Annotated in this window: 20 protein-coding genes; 13 read left to right on the plus strand and 7 right to left on the minus strand. The window is 65.6% G+C overall.

Features of this window, described 5'->3' with window-relative positions:
- The first annotated feature begins 128 nt into the window (after positions 1–128).
- The 4 genes from AB4Z10_RS20330 to AB4Z10_RS20345 all read left to right on the plus strand — a co-directional run bounded on the left by AB4Z10_RS20330 (position 129) and on the right by AB4Z10_RS20345 (position 3,338).
- Positions 129–1,406 (plus strand): epoxide hydrolase family protein, encoded by a 1,278-nt coding sequence (locus AB4Z10_RS20330; protein ID WP_441472404.1) that lies wholly within the window; start codon positions 129–131, stop codon positions 1,404–1,406.
- A gap of 73 nt (positions 1,407–1,479) precedes the next feature.
- Entirely contained in the window at positions 1,480–2,007 is a 528-nt protein-coding gene (locus AB4Z10_RS20335) for a hypothetical protein (protein WP_441472204.1), read from the plus strand.
- 37 nt (positions 2,008–2,044) lie between these two features.
- Complete coding sequence (locus AB4Z10_RS20340) at positions 2,045–2,692, plus strand: cysteine hydrolase family protein (protein ID WP_441472205.1); 648 nt, start codon at positions 2,045–2,047, stop codon at positions 2,690–2,692.
- Positions 2,693–2,915: 223 nt separating this feature from the next.
- Positions 2,916–3,338 (plus strand): organic hydroperoxide resistance protein, encoded by a 423-nt coding sequence (locus AB4Z10_RS20345; RefSeq protein ID WP_441472405.1) that lies wholly within the window; start codon positions 2,916–2,918, stop codon positions 3,336–3,338.
- A gap of 74 nt (positions 3,339–3,412) precedes the next feature.
- On the opposite strand, the gene AB4Z10_RS20350 is transcribed toward AB4Z10_RS20345, so the two are convergent.
- The 6 genes from AB4Z10_RS20350 to AB4Z10_RS20375 form a co-directional block, all read right to left on the minus strand.
- Positions 3,413–4,216 carry an LssY C-terminal domain-containing protein gene (locus AB4Z10_RS20350; protein WP_441472206.1) on the minus strand — a complete coding sequence of 268 codons (804 nt, stop codon included), beginning with the start codon at positions 4,214–4,216 and terminating at the stop codon, positions 3,413–3,415.
- A gap of 480 nt (positions 4,217–4,696) precedes the next feature.
- Positions 4,697–5,812: a DUF2218 domain-containing protein gene (locus tag AB4Z10_RS20355; RefSeq protein WP_441472207.1), complete on the minus strand. Its 1,116-nt coding sequence runs from the start codon at positions 5,810–5,812 to the stop codon at positions 4,697–4,699.
- Between the two features lie 46 nt (positions 5,813–5,858).
- Positions 5,859–6,968, minus strand: a complete 1,110-nt coding sequence (locus AB4Z10_RS20360; protein ID WP_441472208.1) for an ABC transporter substrate-binding protein — start codon at positions 6,966–6,968, stop codon at positions 5,859–5,861.
- Positions 6,965–7,810: an alpha/beta hydrolase gene (locus AB4Z10_RS20365; RefSeq protein WP_441472209.1), complete on the minus strand. Its 846-nt coding sequence runs from the start codon at positions 7,808–7,810 to the stop codon at positions 6,965–6,967. Before AB4Z10_RS20365 ends, AB4Z10_RS20360 begins: the two co-directional genes overlap by 4 nt.
- A gap of 9 nt (positions 7,811–7,819) precedes the next feature.
- Positions 7,820–9,997: a TonB-dependent siderophore receptor gene (locus tag AB4Z10_RS20370; RefSeq protein ID WP_441472210.1), complete on the minus strand. Its 2,178-nt coding sequence runs from the start codon at positions 9,995–9,997 to the stop codon at positions 7,820–7,822.
- A gap of 166 nt (positions 9,998–10,163) precedes the next feature.
- Positions 10,164–11,033, minus strand: a complete 870-nt coding sequence (locus AB4Z10_RS20375) for a helix-turn-helix transcriptional regulator (RefSeq protein WP_441472211.1) — start codon at positions 11,031–11,033, stop codon at positions 10,164–10,166.
- A gap of 488 nt (positions 11,034–11,521) precedes the next feature.
- Here AB4Z10_RS20375 and AB4Z10_RS20380 point away from each other — a divergent pair, with 488 nt between their 5' ends.
- Both AB4Z10_RS20380 and AB4Z10_RS20385 read left to right on the plus strand, forming a co-directional pair.
- Positions 11,522–12,802 (plus strand): cysteine desulfurase-like protein, encoded by a 1,281-nt coding sequence (locus AB4Z10_RS20380; protein WP_441472212.1) that lies wholly within the window; start codon positions 11,522–11,524, stop codon positions 12,800–12,802.
- Between the two features lie 61 nt (positions 12,803–12,863).
- Entirely contained in the window at positions 12,864–13,727 is an 864-nt protein-coding gene (locus tag AB4Z10_RS20385) for a helix-turn-helix domain-containing protein (RefSeq protein WP_441472213.1), read from the plus strand.
- 43 nt (positions 13,728–13,770) lie between these two features.
- Here the strand turns inward: AB4Z10_RS20385 and AB4Z10_RS20390 are convergent, their stop codons facing one another.
- Positions 13,771–14,871 (minus strand): pyridoxal phosphate-dependent aminotransferase, encoded by a 1,101-nt coding sequence (locus tag AB4Z10_RS20390; protein WP_441472406.1) that lies wholly within the window; start codon positions 14,869–14,871, stop codon positions 13,771–13,773.
- Positions 14,872–15,074: 203 nt separating this feature from the next.
- On the opposite strand from AB4Z10_RS20390, the gene AB4Z10_RS20395 reads away from it, so the two are divergent.
- From AB4Z10_RS20395 to AB4Z10_RS20425, 7 genes are all read left to right on the plus strand, one after another.
- On the plus strand, positions 15,075–15,893 hold the full coding sequence (locus AB4Z10_RS20395; protein WP_441472214.1) for a transporter substrate-binding domain-containing protein: 819 nt from the start codon (positions 15,075–15,077) through the stop codon (positions 15,891–15,893).
- A 63-nt stretch (positions 15,894–15,956) separates the two neighbouring features.
- Positions 15,957–16,652 (plus strand): ABC transporter permease, encoded by a 696-nt coding sequence (locus AB4Z10_RS20400; RefSeq protein WP_441472215.1) that lies wholly within the window; start codon positions 15,957–15,959, stop codon positions 16,650–16,652.
- Entirely contained in the window at positions 16,649–17,350 is a 702-nt protein-coding gene (locus AB4Z10_RS20405) for an ABC transporter permease (protein ID WP_441472216.1), read from the plus strand. The genes AB4Z10_RS20400 and AB4Z10_RS20405 overlap by 4 nt, the downstream gene beginning before the upstream one ends.
- Complete coding sequence (locus AB4Z10_RS20410; RefSeq protein ID WP_441472217.1) at positions 17,347–18,087, plus strand: amino acid ABC transporter ATP-binding protein; 741 nt, start codon at positions 17,347–17,349, stop codon at positions 18,085–18,087. The genes AB4Z10_RS20405 and AB4Z10_RS20410 overlap by 4 nt, the downstream gene beginning before the upstream one ends.
- A gap of 9 nt (positions 18,088–18,096) precedes the next feature.
- Positions 18,097–18,882 (plus strand): inositol monophosphatase family protein, encoded by a 786-nt coding sequence (locus AB4Z10_RS20415; RefSeq protein WP_441472218.1) that lies wholly within the window; start codon positions 18,097–18,099, stop codon positions 18,880–18,882.
- 102 nt (positions 18,883–18,984) lie between these two features.
- The gene (locus tag AB4Z10_RS20420) at positions 18,985–19,380 is read left to right on the plus strand and encodes a hypothetical protein (RefSeq protein WP_441472219.1); all 396 of its coding nucleotides are present in this window, start codon (positions 18,985–18,987) and stop codon (positions 19,378–19,380) included.
- A gap of 14 nt (positions 19,381–19,394) precedes the next feature.
- Positions 19,395–21,740, plus strand: coding sequence for an aminotransferase class III-fold pyridoxal phosphate-dependent enzyme (locus AB4Z10_RS20425; protein ID WP_441472220.1), 2,346 nt, complete (start codon positions 19,395–19,397; stop codon positions 21,738–21,740).
- The last annotated feature ends 9 nt before the right edge of the window (positions 21,741–21,749 follow it).

A 21,749-nucleotide genomic window follows, 5' to 3' on the forward strand; every position in this document is an offset into this window, starting at 1 on the left:
GCCATAACGAGCCAGGCGCGGCCTTCTCCTGCAGTGTCCAGGCAGCACCAGGGTGCAGGTGGCATTTCCCAACCGAGGAGCGGGCCATGTCTGAGGATTCAATCGGCAAGATCGATCAGGACCGCCGCATGGTTCTGGGGGCCGCGATGGGAATTGCCGCCGTCGGCTCGGCGGGCCTGCTGCCGTCGCCGCTCTCCGCAGCGCCGGCACGCGACGCTATTCGTCCATTTCACGTGAAGTTTGAGGAGGCGCAGCTTGCCGACCTGCGTCGGCGCGTTGCTGCGACGCGCTGGCCCGATCGGGAGACGGTTGCCGGCGACACGCAGGGCGTGCAGCTGGCAACCGCCCGCAAGCTCGCCGCCTATTGGGCGCATGACTACGACTGGCGCCGGGTGGAGGCTCGGCTCAACGCTCTGCCGCAGTTCATCACCGAGATAGACGGTCTCGACATCCACTTCATCCATGTCCGGTCGAGGCACGATAATGCGCTTCCGATCATCATCACGCATGGGTGGCCGGGCTCGATCATCGAGCAGCTCAAGATCATCGAGCCCCTGACCAATCCGACGGCCCACGGCGGCAGCGCCTCCGATGCGTTCCATGTCGTGATTCCCTCGCTGCCGGGCTATGGATTTTCTGGCAAACCGCGGGAGCCGGGCTGGAATCCACCTCGCATCGCCAAGGCCTGGGCCGTGCTGATGCAGCGCCTCGGCTACACGAAATATGTCGCCCAGGGTGGCGATTGGGGCAATGCCATCACTGAACTGATGGCGGTGCAGGAACCGCCGGGACTGGTAGGCATCCACACCAACATGGCGGCCACCGTGCCAGCCGAGATCTCCAAGGCTCTTGCCGCAGGAGGACCGGCGCCGGCCGAGCTGTCGCCTGACGAGAAGCGGGCCTGGGACCAGCTCGACGATTTCAACAAGAACGGGTTGGGTTATGCGATCGAGATGAACAACCGGCCGCAGACACTCTACGGCATCGTGGATTCGCCGATCGGCCTCGCCGCCTGGATGCTCGACCACGACATCCGCAGCTACCAGATGATCGCTCGTTCCTTCGATGGCCAAAAAGAGGGACTGACCCCCGAAGATGTGCTCGACAACATCACGCTCTACTGGCTGACGAACACCGCGATCTCGTCGGCGCGCCTCTATTGGGATAACGCGCATTTTCCCAGCGGCGGCTTCTTCGATCCGCGTGGCATCAAGATTCCAGTCGGGGTCAGTGCCTTTCCGGACGAGATCTACCAGGCGCCGAAAAGCTGGGCGGAAAAAGCCTATGCCAACCTCATTTTCTACAACCGACCCAACAAGGGTGGTCACTTTGCAGCCTGGGAGCAACCAATGCTGCTGACCGCCGACCTGCGGACCGCTTTCAGGCCGCTTCGCAAATCAAATTGACGGCTGCAGCCGCGCGTTCGATCCGCGCCGCCATTCCTACGCATGCGCGCCCATCTCGCGAAGGAGAAAGACCATGAGCGACAACCAGATCGTCGATTCCAGCTTCTCAGCAATCATCAATGCGCCGATCGAGAAAATCGACCTTCCGACATGGTGCTTCTCACTTCCGGAGAAGGACTATCAGGGATGCTCGCCGGCTCACATCGCCGCTGGTTTCACGACGGCGCCGGATGGCAGGCGCATGTCGATCAATGTCGAGACGATCGGTGGCAGCCTGATGGTCCAGCACTACGTCGAAACCCGTGGCGACAAGGACCATCTCATCCTCGACTCCGAGTCCGACGTCTTTACGCCTACCGGCCGAACCAGCATCCATGTGACCTGGGAGTTGAGCGTCAAGGCGATCGACAAGGAGCGGTGCGAATTCACCAATCGCGTGCAGTCGTTCGCGACCGCCGAAATGCTGGCCTTCCTGGACCGGCAAGGGATCCCCTTCGACATCTTCCGCATGCAGCGCCAGCCGATGTCCATCGCGCACAACAAGGGCGAGACGCCTTTGTTCGCAGCCAGCATCGAACGCGCCGCGCTCGAGAACGACTGATGATCCAGGGCGGCCGCCGCCGCGAGGGGAGAGTGCCATGACGGATCTATCCTACGACCCGAACATCACCGGTCTCCTGGTGGTGGATCCATACAACGACTTCATTTCCGAAGGCGGCAAGATCTGGCCACGTATCAAGGCTGTGGCCGAGGCGAACAACTGTGTACCGCATATGGAGCAGATCCTGAAGGCCGCGCGCGAAGCGAAGCTTCGGGTGTTCTTCGCCATGCACCACCGTTATCGTCCCGGCGACTACGAGAACTGGAAATATATCGCCCCCGTCCAACGTCTCGCCTGGCAGCGCAAAAGCTTCGAATACGGCACCTGGGGCGGCGAGTTCAAAGCCGAGTTCCTTCCGGCGTCGGGCGAGGTTGTCGCATCCGAGCATTGGTGTTCCAGCGGCTTTGCCAACACTGACCTCGATCTGGAACTGAAGAGGCACGGTATTCACCGGCTCATCGTGATCGGGCTGGTCGCCCACACCTGCATCGAGGCGACAGTCCGCTTCGCCGCCGAACTTGGCTACGACGTGACGGTCGTCAAAGACGCTGTCGCCGACTACTCCGACGAGATGATGCACGCCGCGCTGGAGATCAACATGCCCAACTACGCCAGCGCCATCGTGACGACGAGGGAGATCCTCGCCGCTCTGTCGGTTGCGACTGCCGAAGCCGTCGCTCATTAGGCCCGAGCAGGGCGGCCGGCGAGGTGCGGATCTTTAGAGCCCGGCCCGCTTCCCTCACCGTTCAATCGGGCACCGGCATCATCGCAATGCGCCGAGCGAAGAGTTCTCGCATGAACGCCTCGGGAAGCCTTCGCCGACGCGATCATGGATATCGCAGAAGCAGGATCGAAAGTGCCTGACGACAGGCCGCGCATGGCTCATTCCAACCCCAAACGAGGAGTGCATCATGAACAATTCCAAGGTCCTTTACACCGCCCGGACCCACACCAGCGGCGGGCGCGAGGCCGGCGTCGCGCGAAGCTCCGACGGACACCTCGACGTCAGGCTTTCCACGCCAGGCACACCCGGGACGGGCACGAATCCCGAGCAATTATTCGCGGCCGGGTGGTCGGCCTGCTTCGAAAGCGCGATCGCAATCGTCGCCCAGAAAAAGCGCATCAAGATCGAGGGTGACGTCACGCTCGACGCCGAGGTCGACCTGAATTTTTCGAACGAGGACGGCTATTCTCTGACCGCACGCCTCAATGTCGGCATCCCCGGCGTGGACCGGCAGGTCGCTCAGTCCTTGGTCGATGAGGCGCATCAGATTTGCCCGTACTCCAAGGCCACACGCGGAAACATAGACGTCTCGATCAGGCTGATCTGAACAAGACCACCTGAAAAGCTTGATCCGCGCGCGCATCCACGAACTGAGATCGGCTCTCGACCCGAAGGCCGAGCTCAATCTGCGATTGCATCGCTGACGCCGTGCCAGATCTGATCCTTGAGCGTTATGAGCGGGGGCGCGGGAATCGTCACAGGCGGCTCGACTCGCCTAATGCCATCGATCACCAGAGTGGCGATGTGGATCTCCCCATCGGTATAGTAGGGGTCGCCTTCCCCATTCCGGCCGAACAAGGTTGGGCCCACTCCGGAAATCTGGAAGAAGTCCTGGACCATGCCGGCCTTGCCGAGGTCACGCATCAGCATATCGCGCTCGGCGTCGATGTCGGGTGCAATGTGGTGCGTCACCTGACCGGTGTCATGGCTGAAGCCGACGCCCCGGTCGAAAGTGACTGAGCCGAGCCAGACCGGCCGCCCGCCATTCCCCTTCTCAAGGACCATCCAGAAGCGCACGTGGTGTCGGCGGTCCGCACTCGTACCCTCGGGTTTTTCGAACGCGAGCTGTTCTTTTCTTCCATCGTAGTACAGCGGACTGACAGGCGCCTCATGATAGGGCCGGTCGAGTACCACGCTGCCGACAATCTCGATGCTCGTCCGCAACGTAATCGGGTCTGCCGGATACCAGCCTGCCGCATGCATGGCGCGGAGGGCATCATCCTTGCTGCCGACGAACCCGACATTAAGCGCGTCGCCTGGGATACCGCTTGCGGTGCGTGTCACCATGGGCAAGGAGGCGAGGCCCGGCTCATGTTCATGGTGACGCCAAAGGAGGGGCAGTATCAGATAGGCAAGCAGCAGGTAGCCGACGAGCACACCTGTCAGAACGATCCACCACCGTCGCCTGCTCGCGATCTGTCCCATTTCTGACATCAACTCGATTGCAATCCCCGCATTCTGTGGGGCGCCCCGCTGGGGAAACTCGTTGCCTGTGCTGACGTTACGAGCAGAGTATCGGCGGACCCGTTCTCGGTCCAGCACAAGACATTCGAACGAACTCCGCTCACAGAACCAGGGACGCATCAGCAGGCCGGCGATGCACCAGATCGCTAGCCCGGCGTGAGCCAACACTGGCCAGAATGCGACGCCGACCGGCCCCGACCCCCCCCCAGGCCATGGCGAGGACCGCGACCACGCCGATATTGTAGGGCAGTAGGGCCGTGACCACCCCCTGCCCGCGCCGGAGGCTGCGCGATCTCGGGCACAGGCTACGCCGAGAGCGAGCAGCGGGTTGGACCGCTTCCGCAGGTCGGGAGCGCCTCGCATCGCCTTGGATTTCGGTAGCGCGATCAGGTGCTTTCTTGAGCTTCGAAGCCAGAAAACCTCCATCCGCCGGTCGATTACTTAAGAAGGGGCTGTCACTTTCCCGGAATCGGCCGCCGTTCGCTTTTCCGCAGCGTGCTGCTCCTCGGCCATGCCGGCGCGCCAGTAGCTGACGACGAGATGCCGGTCCCGGTCGGGCCGCAACCGCGTGCGGGCGCCGGCGCGGAGGCGCAGGAAGGTCGCGTGCTCCGCCGCCGCCCAGAGATAGACGTCGGGGCCGTCGACGGGCCAGGACAGTTCCTCGAAAGCCTCGGCGAGACGCGAGTCAGTCTGGGCCCCGCGGTGCAACCAACGCAGGGCCATGCCGGCGGGCCTGGCCAGGGCCTGTTCCTCCGCGGCACCAGCGACTTCGACAATGGCGAGGCCAGTGGCATCGGCGGGGAGGGCGGCGAGCATTCGGCCCACGGCCGGCAGGCCGGTCTCGTCTGCGAGAAAGATATGGCGCTGTGCCTCGCGCAGTCCGCGTCCACCGGGGCCGGCCATGCCGATGCGGTCGCCCGGTCTGGCTTTTGCCGCGAAGGTCGAGCCCGGCCCTGCATCGTCATGGAGCACGAAATCGATTGCGAGCGTGCCGGCCGCGGGGTCGATGGCGCGGATCGTGTATTTGCGGATCGCAGGGCGCTGCTCCGACGGCAGGGCGATGGGCAGACCGTCTTCGCCCAGCATCGGCCAGACCGGCTCGGCGAGCCCGGCCGGCGGGATGAACAGCCGGACATGCAACGCTCCGAGCGAATCGAAGCGATCAAGCGCTTCGCCGGCAAAATGGATGCGGCGCATATGCGGCGTCAGCGTTTCGACCGCCGTCACCGCGAGGATTCGGAAATCGGGCGCGAGCGAGGGACCTGTGGTGTCGCCGCTCCAGCGGATTTCCGGTCGGGCCTGGTTCTGCGCGAACGCGATGACGTGGCTGGCGATGGCGGAGCGCAGGGCGCGCAACGCTGCGAGGCCGGGCGCCTCGACCATGACCTCCAGCTCGTCGGCATGCGGCTTCAGCGTGGCCGTGGCACCTTCCAACGTGATGCGCATCGTCTCGGGGCCGGCTTCGACGATCGCGTCGTGTTCGACCAGATGGGCGCAGAGCGGCGTCAGGACCGCAAGAGGATCGGCCAGGGCGATCCGGGCGCGGGTTGCGAGCATCGCGGTCTCCATCAGGTGCGGAATGAGGGGGCGGCGGCTGGATGGCTCAAGGCTCGATCCAGAGCGTGCCGTCGAGCGGGATCGCCGAGAAGGCGGCGGCCTCGGCCATCGTCGCGGCCGGGTCGATGTCGGCAAAGCGGGCGGGGTGCAGCCATTTGGCCAATCGCTCGATTGCGACGACATGCAGCGGGGTGTCGTTGAACAGATGCCAGAGCCCGTAGGCGCGGCGTTCGGACACCGCCTTGAGCGTCGCGATGCCGGGGCTCGCGAGCAGGCGCCGGAAGCTCTCCTGCGCTGTGGCAGGGTCGACGCCGAGGCCGAGCACCAGCCCGCCCTGCTTCGCCAGATGCGTCCCGCCCGTCGCCACGTAAAACTGCGGATCGGAGACGAGGAGCTGTTCGAGGCTGATCTGCCCGGTCGCGCCGGGCACGAGCGCGGTCGCGATATTGCGGCCGCCTGCGGCGGTGATGAAATCGTCGAGCGTGCCGCGGCCCGGCGACATGCAGCATTCGATGCCGCCGGCATGGGCGTGGATGAAGACGTCGGGAACCGGCGCACCTTTGATGCGCTCTGCGATCATGCGCAGCCGCCCTTGATAGAAGGAGATCAGCTGTTCGCTGCGCTTCTCCTGCCCGATCAGCGTGCCGAGCAATCTGAGACTCGGCACGGTGTCCTTGAGCGGATCGAGGAAGAAGTCGATCACTGCGACGGGAATGCCGGCGGCCTCGAAGCGCTCGACCAGATCGCCCGGTCCGCGCCGGGTGCCGGCGAGCGAGCGGCTCAGCACCATCAGGTCGGGCGCCAGCGCGATCGCCTGCTCGAAGGAGAAACCGCCCTGCGTCGCGCCGTCGCCGACCAGCGGCAGGGCTTCGATGGCGGGAAAGCGTGCCTGATAGCGTGCGAAGGTGTCCGGGCTCTGGCGGCGATAGTCGCTGCCCCAACCCGCGAGGATGCTGACCGGGTCCGGATGGATCAGGCCCAGCGCATTGATCTGCCGGCCCTGCCCAAGGACGATGCGCTTGGCCGGTGCCTTGAGCGTGATGGTGCGGCCAAGCACGTCGGACGCGGTGACGGCCTGCGCGCGGGCGGCGTGGATCAGCGCCGACGCAGCAATGGCGCCGAGCATCAGCGAGCGGCGGGAAAGCGCGAAGCTCATGCCGCCCTCCGTCCGGAGGAGCCTGGTGCGGCGAGTGCGAAGCCGACGGCCCGTGAGAGCATGGCCGGGATCACCGAGACATGGTTCTCGCCGGGCCATTCGACGAACGAGCTCTCCACCCGGCCCGAGGCGGAGAGGCGCGCGGCCATTTCCGCGGCGTTGTCGCGCATGCGCGCCATGGCCCGCCGCTCGCGCCGGCGCGGATCGTCGTTGCCAGTTTCGTCCTGCTCCGCCCCGCCGACCGCGATCATCAGCCGGCCGGCGAAGCCTGTGCCGGAGCGAAAGCGCTCTTCCGCCAGCAGGATCGCCCGTTCGTTCCACCAGATCGACGGGCTGCCGGCGACGTGGGCGCCGAACAGGCCGGGGCGCGTGAACAGCGTATGAAGCGCGAACAGGCCGCCATAGGAATGGCCGACGAGCGTGCGGCGGTTCGGATCGAGGGCCGCAATGTGTTCGGCCACTGCCGGCAGGATCTCATCGACGATGGTCGCCAGGAAGCGGTCGGCGCCGCCTTCGACCGGCAGCAGATCGCGCTGCCGGCGCTCGGCATCGAAGGGAGCCTCGCCCGGATAGCCTATACCGACGATCACGGCCGGCTCGATACCGGTCACGTCGGTGCGGATGGCCTGCAACCGCGCCGCTGTGACAGCCGTGGCGAACAGAGCCTGCCCGTCGACCAGCACGATTGTGGGATAGCCCGCGGCCGGCGGTGGCGCATCCGGCCAGGCGACGAGGATGCGATAGGGGGAGCCGTCCCGCGCGGTCAGGTCGAAGGTTCCGGTCTGCGCCAGTGCGAATGGCGCGAGTTCCGCCCGGGCAACCCGATTATCGTCCAAAGGCACGCGAGACCCTCACCATTTGTAGGACAGCGTCGCCAGCACGGTCCGGCGCAGGCCGAAGGAGCACTGCACGGCGGCGTAGCAGCCGGAGATATATTCCTTGTCGAAGAGGTTCTGCGCGTTCACCTGCAGCTTCCAGCCCTTGAGCGCGGGGTTCGCGATCCCGAACTCGTAGCTGATCGCGGCATCGACCAGCGTGTAGGCGTCGGTCCAGAAGGTGTTGCCGGGATCGCCGGCTCCGCCGCCGACATAGCGCACGCCCGCTCCCAGGCCGAGGCCGGCGAAGAGGCCCGTCCTGAAGGTGTAATGAGCCCAGAGCGCGGCCATGTTGCGCGGCACCACCGGAGGCCGCTTGCCGAGATCGACGCCGCTGCTCTTCGTCACCTCGGCATCGGTGTAGGTATAGGCGGCGACGAGGTCGAGATCCTCGAACAGGCGGGCGCGGGCTTCGAGCTCGACGCCCCGGGCACGCACCTCGCCGGTCTGGACAGAGAAGCCGACATGGGCGGTGTCGGTCGTCAGCACGTTGCTCTGTGTGAGCTGGTAGACCGAGCCCTGCAACAGGATGTTGCTGCCCGGCGGCTCGTATTTGAGGCCGGCTTCATACTGCTCCCCTTCCGTCGGCCTGAAGGGCGCACCGGCGAAGGTCGTGCCCGCCTGCGGCTCGAAGGAGGTCGAGTAGCTGACATAGGGCGCAAGGCCATTGTCGAAATTGTACATCAGGGCGATGCGGCCGGTGCGGGCATCGTCATCCTGCTTCGTCAGGACGCCGGTGCTCAGCGCGCGGGTGCGCGCCATGGCGCGATCGAAGCGGCCGCCGACCAGAAGCGACAGCCGGTCGAGCTTGATCTGGTCCTGGATGTAGAGGCCGTATTGCTGCGTCGTCTGGTCGGTGCCGGCGAGTGCCGGCAGGGCGAAGGGCGTGCGGCCATAGACCGGGTTGGTGAAGTCGAGGTTCTGGACCGTGCCGCCGGCGCCTGTCCAGGCATTGCCATCCGTCCAGTAGCCGTCAGCCCCGAGCAGCAGCGTGTGCGTCAGCGGGCCGGTGCGGAAGTCGGCCTGGAGCTGGTTGTCGACGCCCGCGGTGCGCGCCTTCTCGTTCGACATGGTGACGCGGCGCGTCAACGTCTTCTGGTCCGCTGCGATGCCGCCGACCGCCACTGTCCGGAAACGTGATTCGAGATCGGAATAGCGAACGTTCTGGCGGAAGCTGAAGACGTCGTTGAAGCGGTGCTCGAAGGTGTAACCGATATTGAGCTGGTTGCGGCTGTAGCCTTCGAAATTCGGCTCGCCGGGGAAGAACTCGCTGCGGATGCGGCCGGCCTTGCTCGGCAACACCGTGCCGATCGCCGGGATGAAGCCGTAGAAGCCGGTTTCGGGGTCGCGCTGGAACGAGGTGAGCAGGGTAAAACTGGTGGCGCCGTTCGGGCGGTAGGTCACGGAGGGAGCGATGAAGATGCGCTCGTCCCGGGTGTAGTCGACCTGGGTGTCCGCGGCACGACCCAGGCCGACGACGCGATAGAGCCAGGTCTTGGCCGCGTCGATGGGGCCGCCGACATCGAAGGCCATCTCTGCACGCTGATCGGTGCCATATCGGAACTGGATCTCGCCATGGGGCACGTCGAGTGGGCGCTTCGAGACGAGGTTGACGAGGCCGCCGGGCTTTACCTGCCCGAAAATGACCGAAGACGGGCCGCGCAGCACCTCGATGCGCTCGAGGCCCCAGGGCTCGTAGCTCGGCACCAGGAAGTTGACGCCGCGCTGATAGCGCAGCCCGTCGAGATAATTGACGAAGCCTGCCCCGGTGCCGGCGCCGCCGAAGCCGCGGATGAAGACGCTGTCATAGCGGCCGCCGGAGGAGAGCCGGGTTTCGCCGAGAACACCGGGCGTATAGCGCAGGGCCTGGCTGACGGTGGTCGCGGCCTGGTCGTCCATCTGGTCGCGGGTGACGATGCTGACGGCCTGCGGAGTCTCGATCAGAGGGGTGTCGGTCTTCGTCGCCGTGTCGCTGCGCCGCGCGATATAGCCGTCGACCGGGCCGGAGGCGCGCTCGCCCTGCACCTCGATGGTATCGAGGCTGACCGTGCCGCCCTGCTGCTGCTGCGCGCTGGCGCCGTCCGCGATCGTCATCGCAGCGGCGGCGACGCCGAACATCAGCGCTGCACGCGCCCGGACCGGAACTCCTGTCATGATCAAATCCTTGCCCGCCGCCGGATCGCGGCCCACCGACCGCGTTTCTTTCAAGAACCGGCACGTGCTCGCAATGCGTTCGACTTTCGCTCGCGGCAGTATTTCTTTCGGGGCAGTTTCGAATGGCTCGAATGCAAAGAGCCGGGTGAATTCCGGCATTGCACGACTATCGCAATGCGCTCGGTTGCAAGCCGAAGCGGCGGCGAAACAGCCCGGAAAAATGCGCCGGCGTATAGCCGACCCGGAAGGCCGCTTCGGCGACGCTCGCCTCTCCGCTCGCGATCAACGCATGCGCATGCTGCAGCCGCTGCTCCTGCAGGTAACCGAAGACGCTGGCGCCGAATTCGCTGCGGAAGGCGGCGGTCAGCTTCGTCGGATTGAGGCCGCTGGCGCGCGCCAGCTCGGCGAGGCTCGGCGGTTCGCGCATCGCGGCCAGCAGCAGATCGCGCGCCAGATGCACCTGCTCGCGCGTCCGGCCGGGCAGGCGCCGCGTGCGCTGGGCCGGCGGGCCGAGCAACTCGTCGAGCGCATGCGCCGCCAGCTCCAGCGCCTTGCCGCCGAGATAGAGTGGCCGCAGCGGTTCCGCGACCGGGCAATCGGCCATCTGTTGGGCGAGGGCGCGCAGCACCGTTCCGGCCGGGCGCACCCAGATGCCGGCATCGACGCAGCCGGCCAGGGCGAACAGGCGCTTCATCGGCACCGAAAATTCCTGCTCGACGAAATTAAGCTCAAGCTGCATCAGCGCGCAGCGCAGCGAGCCGCCGGTGATGCCCGTGCGCTGCTGGAGGTGCTCGCCGCTATTGGCCGCGATCAGCAAGGCCGGGCCCTCGATCGTCAGCGGCGGCCGATCGTCGAGTTCGAGGGACTGGCGGCCGTCGAGCATCACCGCGATCTTGAGGCCGCGCCGCATCGGCCCGATGATGCGCTCGCCCGAGGTCACCGGGAATGCCCCGGCGGACAGGGCCAGGTTATCCGAGAAGAGCTGAAGCGGCGTCGCCGGGGTGGGACGCTGAAACGGAAGCGGATTGGGAACCATCATATCCTCGTAACCCGGCCAAAATAGCAGGGCGAGGAAAAATATCAATTAAATCAATATTTTACACATTCTAAGAAAAAGGAAGCTTCTAGGAAGCCGATTCTCGTGTCGGCAGCAAACACGCGATACCGGACCGCGCCAACGCCGCACCCCAAAGCCGCAACGCGCTGGTCATCTGGGTCCTCCTGCCGTTCTGGACGAGTTTCGGACCTTCGCCTGGATGATCCTTCCGGGGCGGAACCGAGCGGTCAACCAGCTCCTGCTGGCGCTCGATATCGTCGACGCCTCGGCCTGGCCGCGCATGCGATGCTGCCGTCCGCAGTCATGACGATCCTGCCAGCACTCCGGATCTGGCCCGAAGGCGGCTCGGGGTGCTTCACCATGGACCTCCCCCCCGGGGATGATGGTCAGCCGCCTCGCGATCGGACTAGCTGGAAGGAGCATGGCGAAGGCCGATGCGGTTTCCAGATCTCGTCCGAGGCGATCGAATGAACACCCAAGCGCTGCCCCAGACATTCCCCGTCGAGACCGTGCGTGCACGCTTTCCGGCGCTGTCGCAGACATCCCGCCCGCCGATCTATCTCGACAACCCGGCCGGAACGCTGGTGCCGCAGCCCGTCATCGATGCCGTCGCCGGGGCGATGGCGGAAGCGAGCAGCAATCTCGGTGGCTCCTTCGCCGGCTCGAAGCGGGCTGACGCGATCTGGCTGGCGGCTCACCGCGCTGTCGCCGATCTGCTCGGCGCCGCCAGCGAACGCGAAATCGTCATCGGCCAGAACATGACGACGCTAACCCTGCATCTGTCGCGCTCGATCGGCCGCCTGTTCGCCCCGGGTGACGAGATTATCCTCACCCGCATGGAGCATGAGGGCAATGTCTCGCCCTGGCTGTTGCTCGCGCGCGACCTCGGCCTGACCGTGAAGTGGCTGCCGTTCAACCGCAAGACCTGGCGCATCGAGCCGGCGGACCTCGCCCCGCTGCTGAGCAGCAGCACGCGCCTGCTCGCGCTCAACTTCGCCAGCAACATGACCGGATCGGTCAACGATGTCGCGGCCCTGAGTGCCATGGCGCGGAAGGCCGGAGCGCTCGTCTATGTCGATGCCGTGCAGCTCGTCCCACACCGCTTGCCCGACGTCGCAACGCTCGGCTGCGACATGCTCGCCTGCTCGTCCTACAAGTTCTTCGGCCCGCATCTCGGCATGGTCTGGGGGCGCGAGCCGCTTCTGGCGCAGCTCGAACCCTACAAGGTGCGCTGCGCCAGCGACGCCCTGCCGGAACGCTTCGAGACCGGCACGCCGCAGACGGAGTTGCTGGCGGGCTTGGCCGCGACGGTCGACTATCTCGCCTGGCTCGGAGACATCACCGGCCACGGCGGCTCACGCCGTGACAAGCTCCTCGGGGGCTATCGCAGCTTCGAGGCCTATGAGAATCGGCTGATGCATCGCCTGATCAGCGGGCTCCGGGGGCTGCCCGGCATCACCATCATGGGCATATCGGACCCCGCGGCATTCGCCCATCGCGTGCCGACGATTTCCTTCACCCACGACACGATCTCGACCCATGTGTTCGCCAAGGCCCTGGCCGAGCGCGAGATCTATGCCTGGTCGGGCCATAATTTCGCGCTTGAGCCGGCCCGCCTGCTCGGGCTCGACGAGGATGAGGGCGTGGTGCGGCTCGGCATCGCTCATTACAACACGGCCGAGGAGATCGAGCGGACGCTCGCCGCCATCGCCGAGATTGTTGGGGCGGATGCCCGCATGCTAGCCTGAAGCGGCGGGCGGCGCACCGGAACGGGGGTATGTCGCGTTGAATCATCTGGCGGAAAGGGTCGTGGCGTTCAACGCGAGCGCTGCGAAGGCGATCGATCGCTGCGACCGTTCCGACGCCCCTTATCTCCTGCTCGACGCCATCAACCACGTCGTGCCGTTCAAATTCGCGATGTCGGTGGTCTATCGGCGCGACGCGGCGCCGGTTTATGTCGCCGACACCTTCCCGGACCGGACGGGCAAGCGGGCGCTGGAGCTCTACATCGAGGGTACCTACCTCCTGAATCCCGTCTACAACGCCTATCTCGGCGGCCTGAAAGCCGGTGTCTATCGCCTGCGCGATCTCGCTCCCGACGCTTATTTCAGCTCCGATCACTATCGGCAGTTCAAGGTCCAGCAGCAGGCCGACGAAGAGCTGGGCTATCGTACCTATGGCTGGCCGGCCGGCATGGAGGAGGTGGTCATCGCCATCGAGCTGCCGAAGAACGAGCTCGCCGAGATCAGCTTCTATAGGCGCGTCAGCCTCGGCGGCTTCTCCGACACCGATTGCGACACGCTGTGCGCTATCGAGCCACTGGTCAGCGCGATCTACCGGCGCATCTGGCAGCATTGCGGCAAGGACAGCAAATCCGAGGCGCGCTGGACCTCCTTCGACGCCTTGCTCGGTGATTTCGGCAAGGGCCAGCTCAGCCCGCGCGAATGCAATGTCGCGCATATGATTCTGAAGGGGCATTCGAGCGAGTCGATCAGCCGCAACCTCGGCATTTCCGTCACGACGGTGAAAACGCACCGCCAGAACCTCTATGCCAAGCTCGGGCTTTCGACGCAGCAGGAGCTGTTCTCGCTGTTCCTGATGTCCCTGCAGAAGCAGAGGGAAACCGCGTTGGTCGGCAGTGGCCAGGCTCCGAGCCAAGCGGAGTCTGGTTGATCGGAGCCCTCCGGGGGGGGGGGCGGCGCTCAGCGCCGCCGGCTTACCGCAAGGTTTCGCGGATCGAGGCCGAAATCCCGTCCAGCCCTTCCGAAAGCTGGGGCAGCGTCGGCCAGCCGAAGCCGATGCGGAAATAATTGTCGGGCATCTCGAACCAGTGCCCCGCGCCGACATAGGTGCCATGAACGCTGTAGAGCCGCTGGTAGAAGGCCGGCAGGTCGATCTTCACATCGGGCCTGATGCGCGGCAGGCAGACGCAACCGCCCTCGGGCTCGACCCATTCCATGAATTCGTCGCGCGCGATCCAGTCGCGGACGATCTCGAATCCTTGCCGGATCAGGCGGCTGTTCGGTCCGAGCCAATCCTGGCGCTGGGTGAGGGCGACATAGCCGACATATTCGTCGATCATGCTGCCGGAGATGCCGATCTGCTCCTTCGCAGCCAGGAAGGTCTGCATAAGGACGGGGTCCTTGCAGATCAGCCAGCCGATGCGGATGCCGGGAATGCCGTAGGTCTTCGACAGTGACGAGACGCTGATCACGCGCGGGCTCAGCGACGCCGCCACGGGCAGAACGGGTCCGAAGGTCATCTCGCGATAGGTCTCGTCGAAGAGCAGCAGGCAGCCCTTGCGCTCGACCAGGGCGACCAGCGCGCGAAGCTCCGCCTCGCTGATCATCACGCCGCTCGGATTATGCGGGTAGGTGACGGAAACATATCGGGTATTCGGCCGAATGGCGGCTTCGATCTTATCGAGATCGAGGCGGAAGCCGGCTTCGAAATCGAGATCGATGAAGCTGATGTCGCAGCCGATCGCCCGTGGCGTCTCGATATTGGTGGCGTAGTTGGGGCGCACCACGACGAGGTGCTGATCGGCGTCGAGCAGCGATGTCGCGACGATGAAGAGCGCCGCCGAAGCGCCAGCCGTAATCAGCACATCCTCGGCCCCGAGGTCCGTGCCAAGGCCGGCCACCGTGTCGCGCAGGTCGATGCTGCCCTTGTGGTCGCCATAGCAGAGAAGCACGTCGTTGAGGTTGACGTTGAGATCGCCCAACCGCCGGTCCGCGACTGAGCTTTCCGAGAGATTGCGCCGGATCGTCTCGTAACCGAGCTGTTCCGGTGCTTCGATTTCAATCGGCATGCGCACGAATTTCAAGATCGGCCTCCCCAGGCAACGGATCGCTTTGCCCGAAACCTACGCAGCCTCGCCGGCCCCGCACCATCCTCCCTCAGGGGGATAACATCCCCTCTTCGATCGGTCGAAACTGCGCCGGCTAGATGAGGGCGCGCAGGAGACGCAACCCGTCTGACGATCGAGATGAAAAGACAATTCCGAGAAGGGGAAGCGGCATGGCGATCAAAAACTGGCTTCTGTCGGCGGCGTTCATGGCCCTCGGCACGCTCAACGCAGTGACGGCCCAGGCGGAGACGCTTCGGGTCGGCATGGAATGCACCTACGCGCCGTTCAACTACCGCACGCCCGGCGGCCAGATGGCCGGCTATGACGTCGACGTCGCCAAAGGCGTCGCCGAGCTGATCAAAGTCGATCTGCAGTATGTCTGCCAGCAATGGGACGGCATGGTCCCGGCTCTGCTCGCCAACAAGTTCGACATCATCGTCGCGTCGATGTCGATCACCGACGAACGCCTGCAGAAGATGGATTTCTCCATCCCCTACCGCGTCTCCATCGGCCGTTTCCTCGGTCCCAAGGGCAAGAACCTCAAGCTCTTCGACGAGGCCGGAAAGCCAAACCCGGCCGCCTTCAAGGGGCTTACGGTCGGCGTCGAACGCGCCTCGACCTACGCGAAATGGATCGAAGCCAAGCTGCCGGGCGCCACCATCCAGCTCTATGACGGCGCCCAGGCCATGCTGCTCGACCTGCGCAACGGCCGCGTCGACATCGCCATCACCAATCCGATGAAGGCCTATCTCGACTTTCTCTCCACCGATCAGGGTGCCAAGTTCGAGTTCGTCTCGCCCGCCATCGACGAGCGCGAATTCTTCGGCATCGGCGTCGGTATCGGCATCAGCAAGGGCCAGGACGAGCTGAAGAACCGGATCGACGGCGCGCTGAAGACGTTGATCGAGAATGGCTCGCTCGAGAAGTACAGCCGCAAATATTTCCCCTTCTCCATCAGCCCGGACAATTGGAAGGGCGTCGGCCAGTAACTGACGCCAACGGGCTCAGCGGGCCGGCAATGCCGGCTCGTTTCCGGATGAAGGGGAGGGATAATGGCCGCGCTTTCCGGCTGGTGGGATGATTTCTTCTTCGGGACCCTGACGGTTCTGAGGGTTTTTGTGGCCGCTCTCATCCTGGCGGTGATCTTCGGCCTGGTCGGCTCGAGCGCCAAGCTGTCGCGCAGCCGCCTCGCGCGGACGCTGGCGAAGGCCTATACGGTGGTCTTCCGTGGCACGCCCGAACTGGTCGTGTTGCTGCTGTTCTACTTCGGCATCGCCGTCGTATTGACCAAGCTCGCCCATCTCTATGATCCGCAGATCAAATTCGTCGACATGCCGCCCTTCTGGGCCGGCGCGCTCGCGATCGGCCTGATCGTCGGCTCCTACATGACCGAGACCTTCCGCGGCGCCTTTCTCGGCGTCCCGCACGGCCAGGTCGAGGCCGCCTTGGCCCTCGGCCTGACCAGGAGTCAGACCTTCTTCTACGTGCGGATGCCGCAGATGTGGCGCCTCGCCTTGCCGAACTTCGGAAACCACATGCTGTCGGTGATGAAGGATACGGCCCTGATCTCGGTCATCGGCCTCGAGGAGATCGTGTTCGTCGGCGAGATGGCCACCTCCGTCACGCACAAGCCCTTCCTGATGTACATGACGGTCGCCGCGATCTACCTCGCCATCACGACGGCCATCACCCTGGTCGTCTGGGCGCTGGAGCGCTACGCGAACCGCCATATGGAGGCGGCGCGATGAGCTTCGATGTCGACCTGATCCTGTCGAGCCTGCCGCAGATCGCCGCCGGCATCGGCCTGACTCTCAAGCTGCTCTTCCTGTCGATGTTCTTCGGGCTGATGCTCGCCATCGTCATCCTGCTCCTGCGCATCAGCGGGCGCTGGTATCTGACCTGGCCGGCGAAGGCCTATATCTACTTCCTGCGCGGCACGCCGATCCTGGTGCAGCTCTTCATCATCTATCACGGCCTGCCGCAGTTCGAGGCGGTGCGGGAAAGCATCTTCTGGCCGTTGTTGCGCCAGCCTTTCGGCTGCTGCGTCCTTGCGCTCACGCTCAACAGCTCGGCCTATATATCGGAGATCCTGCGGGGCGGCGTGCTCGGCGTCGACAAGGGCGTCAACGAGGCCGCCCGGGCGCTCGGCCTCTCGCCGCGCCAGCGCTTCGTCTACATCACCACGCCGATCGCCGTGCGCCTGGCATTGCCGGCCTACAGCAACGAATTCATTTCGATGATGAAGGCGACCGCGCTCGCCAGCACCGTGACGCTGATGGAGATCACCGGCGTCGCACGCACCATCGTCTCCAAGACCTTCGCGCCTTTCGAGATCTTCATCGCGGCGGCGCTGATCTACCTGGTCATGGCCTGGTTCTTCCAGTTCTGCTTCGGCCATCTGGAAGCCTATGCCAGCCGCTATGTGAAGAGGGATGCCTCGGCATGACATCGCCCGCGCAGATCACGCTGGACAAGGTGTCCAAGAATTTCGGCAGCTTCCGGGCGCTGAAGGATGTCAGCCTCGACGTCGCCAAGGGCGAGAAGCTCGTCGTCTGCGGCCCCTCCGGTTCCGGAAAATCGACGATGATCCGCTGCATCAACGGGCTGGAGAGCCATGACAGCGGTCGCATCACCGTCAACGGCACCGCGCTGACGGACGAACGCAGCGCCGTCGCCGTGCGCCGCGAGGTCGGCATGGTGTTCCAGAGCTTCAACCTCTTCCCGCATCTGTCCGTGGTGAAGAACCTGATGCTGGCCCAACGCCTCGTCCGCCGGAAGGACAAGGAGTCGGCCCGCGAGACCGCCATGGGCTATCTCAAGCGCGTCCGCATCGCAGACCAGGCCGACAAATACCCGATCCAGCTTTCGGGAGGCCAGCAGCAGCGCGTCGCAATCGCCCGCGCGCTCTGCATGAACCCGCAGATCATGCTCTTCGACGAGCCGACCTCGGCGCTCGATCCCGAGATGATCTCGGAGGTTCTGGACGTGATGACCGATCTCGCGCGCGACGGCATGACCATGGTCTGCGTCACCCATGAGATGGGCTTTGCCCGCTCGGTGGCCGACCGCATCGTCTTCATGGATGCCGGCGAGATCGTCGAGACCGCCACGCCCCATGACTTCTTTTCCAAGCCGAGAAGCGAGCGCGCCCGCCAGTTCCTCGGCCAGATCCTCTCGCACTGAGTGACCGACATGACCGACGCCATCGCCACCGAACTCCTGGCCTTCGCCGGCCGGCTTGCCGATGAAGGCCGCGCCATCGTTGCCGAAGCCGTGCAGGCGACTCATACGATCGACTACAAGGCCGACCAGAGCTTCGTCACCGCGACCGACCGCGCCATCGAGAAGCGCCTGCGCGAACGCATCGAGGCCGCCTATCCGGATCACGGCATTCTCGGCGAGGAGTTCGGCTCCTATGGTCTCGACCGCGAATTCGTCTGGGTCATCGATCCGATCGACGGCACCGCCGCCTTCATTGCCGGCATTCCGGTCTATGGAATCCTGATCGGCGTGGCGCGCGCCGCCCGTCCCTGGCTCGGCGTCATGGATCTGCCGGCGACGCGGGAACGCATGTCCGGCATCGCCGGCGTCTCGGCCGATCACAACGGCAAGCCCGTGCGCTGCAAGCCCTGCGACGGCCTGGAGCGGGCCTTCCTGACGAGCTCCAACCCGCGCTTCCTCACCGATGCGGAGCGCGCGGCCGTCGGGCGCCTCGACCGGACGGTCGCCTTCACCCAGTATGGCGGCAGCTGCTACTCCTATGGCTGCCTCGCGCGCGGCAATACGGATCTCGCCGTCGATGGCGGCCTCGATCCCTATGACGTCTTCGCCACCGCGGCGATCATCGAGGGCGCCGGCGGTGTCGTGAGTGACTGGGCCGGCAGGCCGATCGATCTGCACTGGAAGGGCCAGATCGCCGCAGCCGGCGATCGCAGCCTGCACGGCCATGCCCTGGCGAGACTGTCCGCCGCGAGTTGAACTGCCGTGATCAGGCGACGCTAAGCGTCCAGCCTTGCTGGCGCCGCCGCACGCATGGTGGCGCTTCGATCAATGCCGGTCGATGGGGCCCGGAGAGTAAGCATGACCGAGAGTTGGCTGGGTGGCGTTTGTGCGCAGTTTGGCATTGTGGGCGATTTGAGTCGCGTTGGCGGCGAATACGACCTCAACTTCCGTGGCCGGACCAGCGAGGGCGACGTCATCGTCAAGGCGATGCGCCCGCAGGGCGAGCCTGCCCTCGTCGAGCAGCAATGCGCCGCGATCAGTCACGCCCTCGCGGCCGATCCGACCCTGCCGCTGCCCCGCCTCCTCCCCGCGGAGGGCAAGCGCTTCTGGCAGAACGTGGCGGATGCTGAGGGCCAGCAGCGCATGGTCTGGGTCCAGCGCGCCTTTCAGGGCATCCCGATGGGTGAAGCCGGGCCGCAACCGCCTGCCGTCCTGTCCGAACTCGGCGCTTTGACGGCGCGGCTCGACCTCTGATCGATTTCGGCGACATGACCAATGGCCCGCGCGTCTGCGAGATCGCCATCGCCGCGGCCTACGCCATCCTCGACCACGAGACGCCCGAGGCCGCGCTCGCCGCTTTCGTCGCCGGCTATCACGCCGTCTCGCCGCTGAGTTCCGAGGAGATCGGCCTGATCTGGCCGCTCCTGCGCATGCGCCTCGCGGTCAGCGTCGTGAACTCGACGATTCAAGCCAAGGACCGCCCGAACGAYSCCTATGTCACGATCTCGCARGSCCCCGCCTGGCGYCTKCTCGAMAACCCSGCCATCGACGGCGARTTGAYGGSCGCSCGCCTGCGCAATGCCTGCGGCCTGCCCGTCACCGACGCCGCCGGCCGTATCGCCAGCTGGATCGCCGGACAGCGCGGCAATTTCGCGCCTGTTCTCGGCCATCAGCTCGATGACCTCCCGGTCGGCTCGCTCGGCGTGGCCGAGGCCACGATTCCGCAGAACCCGTTCAGCATGCGTGCCGTCGAGGCCCGCAACCTCGGTGCGGCCATCGGCATCAGCTCCGAATGGTGGCTCGGTCAATATGGCGAGCCGCGGTTGGTCTATACCGACAAGGCCTTCCGCAAGGGGCGCTGGCTCGCCTCGAACCGCCGCACCATCCATATGGCCGTCGATGTCTTCGGCCCCGCCGGCGAGCCGGTCCGCGCGCCGCTGGCCGGCCGCGTCGCGCTGGCGGAGAACCGCAAGGGCCATCTCGACTATGGCGGCGTCGTCATCCTCGAGCACCGCACGCCCGCGGGCGATGTCTTCCACACGCTCTACGGCCATCTCGCTGCGGACGGCGCCGCGAAGCTGAAGCCAGGCCAGGAGATCGCCGCAGGCGAGGCCTTCGCCAGGCTCGGCCCGGCCGAGGAGAACGGCGGCTGGGAGCCGCATCTGCACTTCCAGCTCGCGCTGACGCTGGACGGCATGGGCCATGATTGGCCCGGCGTCGCCGATCCCGACGACTGGGCACTCTGGCAGGCGATCTGCCCGAACCCCGCCGCCCTGCTCAACCTGCCCGACGACGTCGTCGCCTACCAGGCGATCGACGAGGACGCCCTGCTGGCCGAGCGCAAGGCCCGCTTCGGCGCGAACCTGAAGCTCAGCTACAAGCGCCCGGTCACCTTCCTGCGCGGCTGGCGCCACCATCTCTTCGACGCGATGGGCCGGCCCTATCTCGACGCCTACAACAACGTGCCCCATGTCGGGCATGCCCATCCGCGCATCCGGGCCGTCGCGATGGACCAGCTCGCGCGGATGAACTCGAACACGCGCTATCTGCACCCGGCACCGATGGCGCTGGCCGAGCGGCTGACCGCGAAGCTGCCAGGGGAGTTGGAGGTCTGCTTCTTCGTCAATTCCGGGTCGGAGGCGAACGAGCTGGCGCTGCGCCTCGCCCGCGCCGCCAGCGGCGGCTACGACATCGTCACGCCCGATCACGGCTATCACGGCAACACCACCGGCGCGATCGACATCTCCGCCTACAAGTTCAACAAGCCGAACATGGGCGGCCGCAAGCCCTGGGTGCAACTCGTCGACGTCGCCGACGATTATCGCGGCCGCTTCCGCCGCGACGATCCCGACCGGGCGCTGCACTATGCCAAGCAGGTCGACGGCGCGCTCAACGCCATCGCGGAACGTGGCGGCAAGGTCGCCGGCTTCATCGCCGAGACCTTCCCGAGCGTCGGCGGCCAGATCATCCCGCCGCCCGGCTATCTCGCGGCTGTCTACGAGCGCATCCGTGCCGCCGGCGGCATCTGCATCGCCGACGAGGTCCAGACGGGTCTCGGCCGCCTCGGCGACCATTATTTCGGCTTCGAGCAGCAGGCGGTGCGGCCGGACATCGTCGTGCTCGGCAAGCCGCTCGGCAACGGCCACCCGATCGGCGCGGTCACCACCACCCGCGCCATCGCCGAGCGCTTCGCCGAAGGCCCTGAATATTTCTCGACCTTCGGCGGTTCGAACCTGTCCTGCCGCATCGCCTCCGAGGTGCTCGACATCGTCGAGGAGGAAGGTCTCTCGGCCAATGCCAAGGCGATGGGCGACAAGCTGCTCGCGGGCATGCGCGAGCTGATGGCGGACTATCCTTGCGTCGGCGACGTGCGCGGCATCGGCCTCTTCCTCGGGCTGGAGCTGGTCACGGATCGCGAGACGTTGGAGCCTGCGACCGACGCGGCAGCCCATGTCATGAACCGCCTGCGCGACATGCGCATCCTCGTCGGGCGCGAAGGCCCGGCCGACAACATCCTCAAGATCCGCCCGCCGCTCACGGTCGGCGCCGATGACGTCGAGATGATCCTCGACCGCCTCAGGATCTGCCTGCGCGAGGTCGAGGCCGCGCGCTGAAGGCGGCTC

This window comes from Allobosea sp. RAF48, assembly GCF_052114025.1.
Classification (GTDB): domain Bacteria; phylum Pseudomonadota; class Alphaproteobacteria; order Rhizobiales; family Beijerinckiaceae; genus Allobosea.

What these genes read in the sequence shown, in the direction of transcription:
- AB4Z10_RS20330 (WP_441472404.1), top strand. Translation starts at nt 129, where the DNA reads ATGGTTCTGGGGGCCGCGATGGGAATTGCCGCCGTCGGCTCGGCGGGC.
- AB4Z10_RS20335 (WP_441472204.1), top strand. Translation starts at nt 1,480, where the DNA reads ATGAGCGACAACCAGATCGTCGATTCCAGCTTCTCAGCAATCATCAAT.
- AB4Z10_RS20340 (WP_441472205.1), top strand. Translation starts at nt 2,045, where the DNA reads ATGACGGATCTATCCTACGACCCGAACATCACCGGTCTCCTGGTGGTG.
- AB4Z10_RS20350 (WP_441472206.1), bottom strand. Translation starts at nt 4,216, where the DNA reads ATGGGACAGATCGCGAGCAGGCGACGGTGGTGGATCGTTCTGACAGGT.
- AB4Z10_RS20355 (WP_441472207.1), bottom strand. Translation starts at nt 5,812, where the DNA reads ATGCTCGCAACCCGCGCCCGGATCGCCCTGGCCGATCCTCTTGCGGTC.
- AB4Z10_RS20360 (WP_441472208.1), bottom strand. Translation starts at nt 6,968, where the DNA reads ATGAGCTTCGCGCTTTCCCGCCGCTCGCTGATGCTCGGCGCCATTGCT.
- AB4Z10_RS20370 (WP_441472210.1), bottom strand. Translation starts at nt 9,997, where the DNA reads ATGACAGGAGTTCCGGTCCGGGCGCGTGCAGCGCTGATGTTCGGCGTC.
- AB4Z10_RS20375 (WP_441472211.1), bottom strand. Translation starts at nt 11,033, where the DNA reads ATGGTTCCCAATCCGCTTCCGTTTCAGCGTCCCACCCCGGCGACGCCG.
- AB4Z10_RS20380 (WP_441472212.1), top strand. Translation starts at nt 11,522, where the DNA reads ATGAACACCCAAGCGCTGCCCCAGACATTCCCCGTCGAGACCGTGCGT.
- AB4Z10_RS20395 (WP_441472214.1), top strand. Translation starts at nt 15,075, where the DNA reads ATGGCGATCAAAAACTGGCTTCTGTCGGCGGCGTTCATGGCCCTCGGC.
- AB4Z10_RS20400 (WP_441472215.1), top strand. Translation starts at nt 15,957, where the DNA reads ATGGCCGCGCTTTCCGGCTGGTGGGATGATTTCTTCTTCGGGACCCTG.
- AB4Z10_RS20405 (WP_441472216.1), top strand. Translation starts at nt 16,649, where the DNA reads ATGAGCTTCGATGTCGACCTGATCCTGTCGAGCCTGCCGCAGATCGCC.
- AB4Z10_RS20410 (WP_441472217.1), top strand. Translation starts at nt 17,347, where the DNA reads ATGACATCGCCCGCGCAGATCACGCTGGACAAGGTGTCCAAGAATTTC.
- AB4Z10_RS20415 (WP_441472218.1), top strand. Translation starts at nt 18,097, where the DNA reads ATGACCGACGCCATCGCCACCGAACTCCTGGCCTTCGCCGGCCGGCTT.
- AB4Z10_RS20420 (WP_441472219.1), top strand. Translation starts at nt 18,985, where the DNA reads ATGACCGAGAGTTGGCTGGGTGGCGTTTGTGCGCAGTTTGGCATTGTG.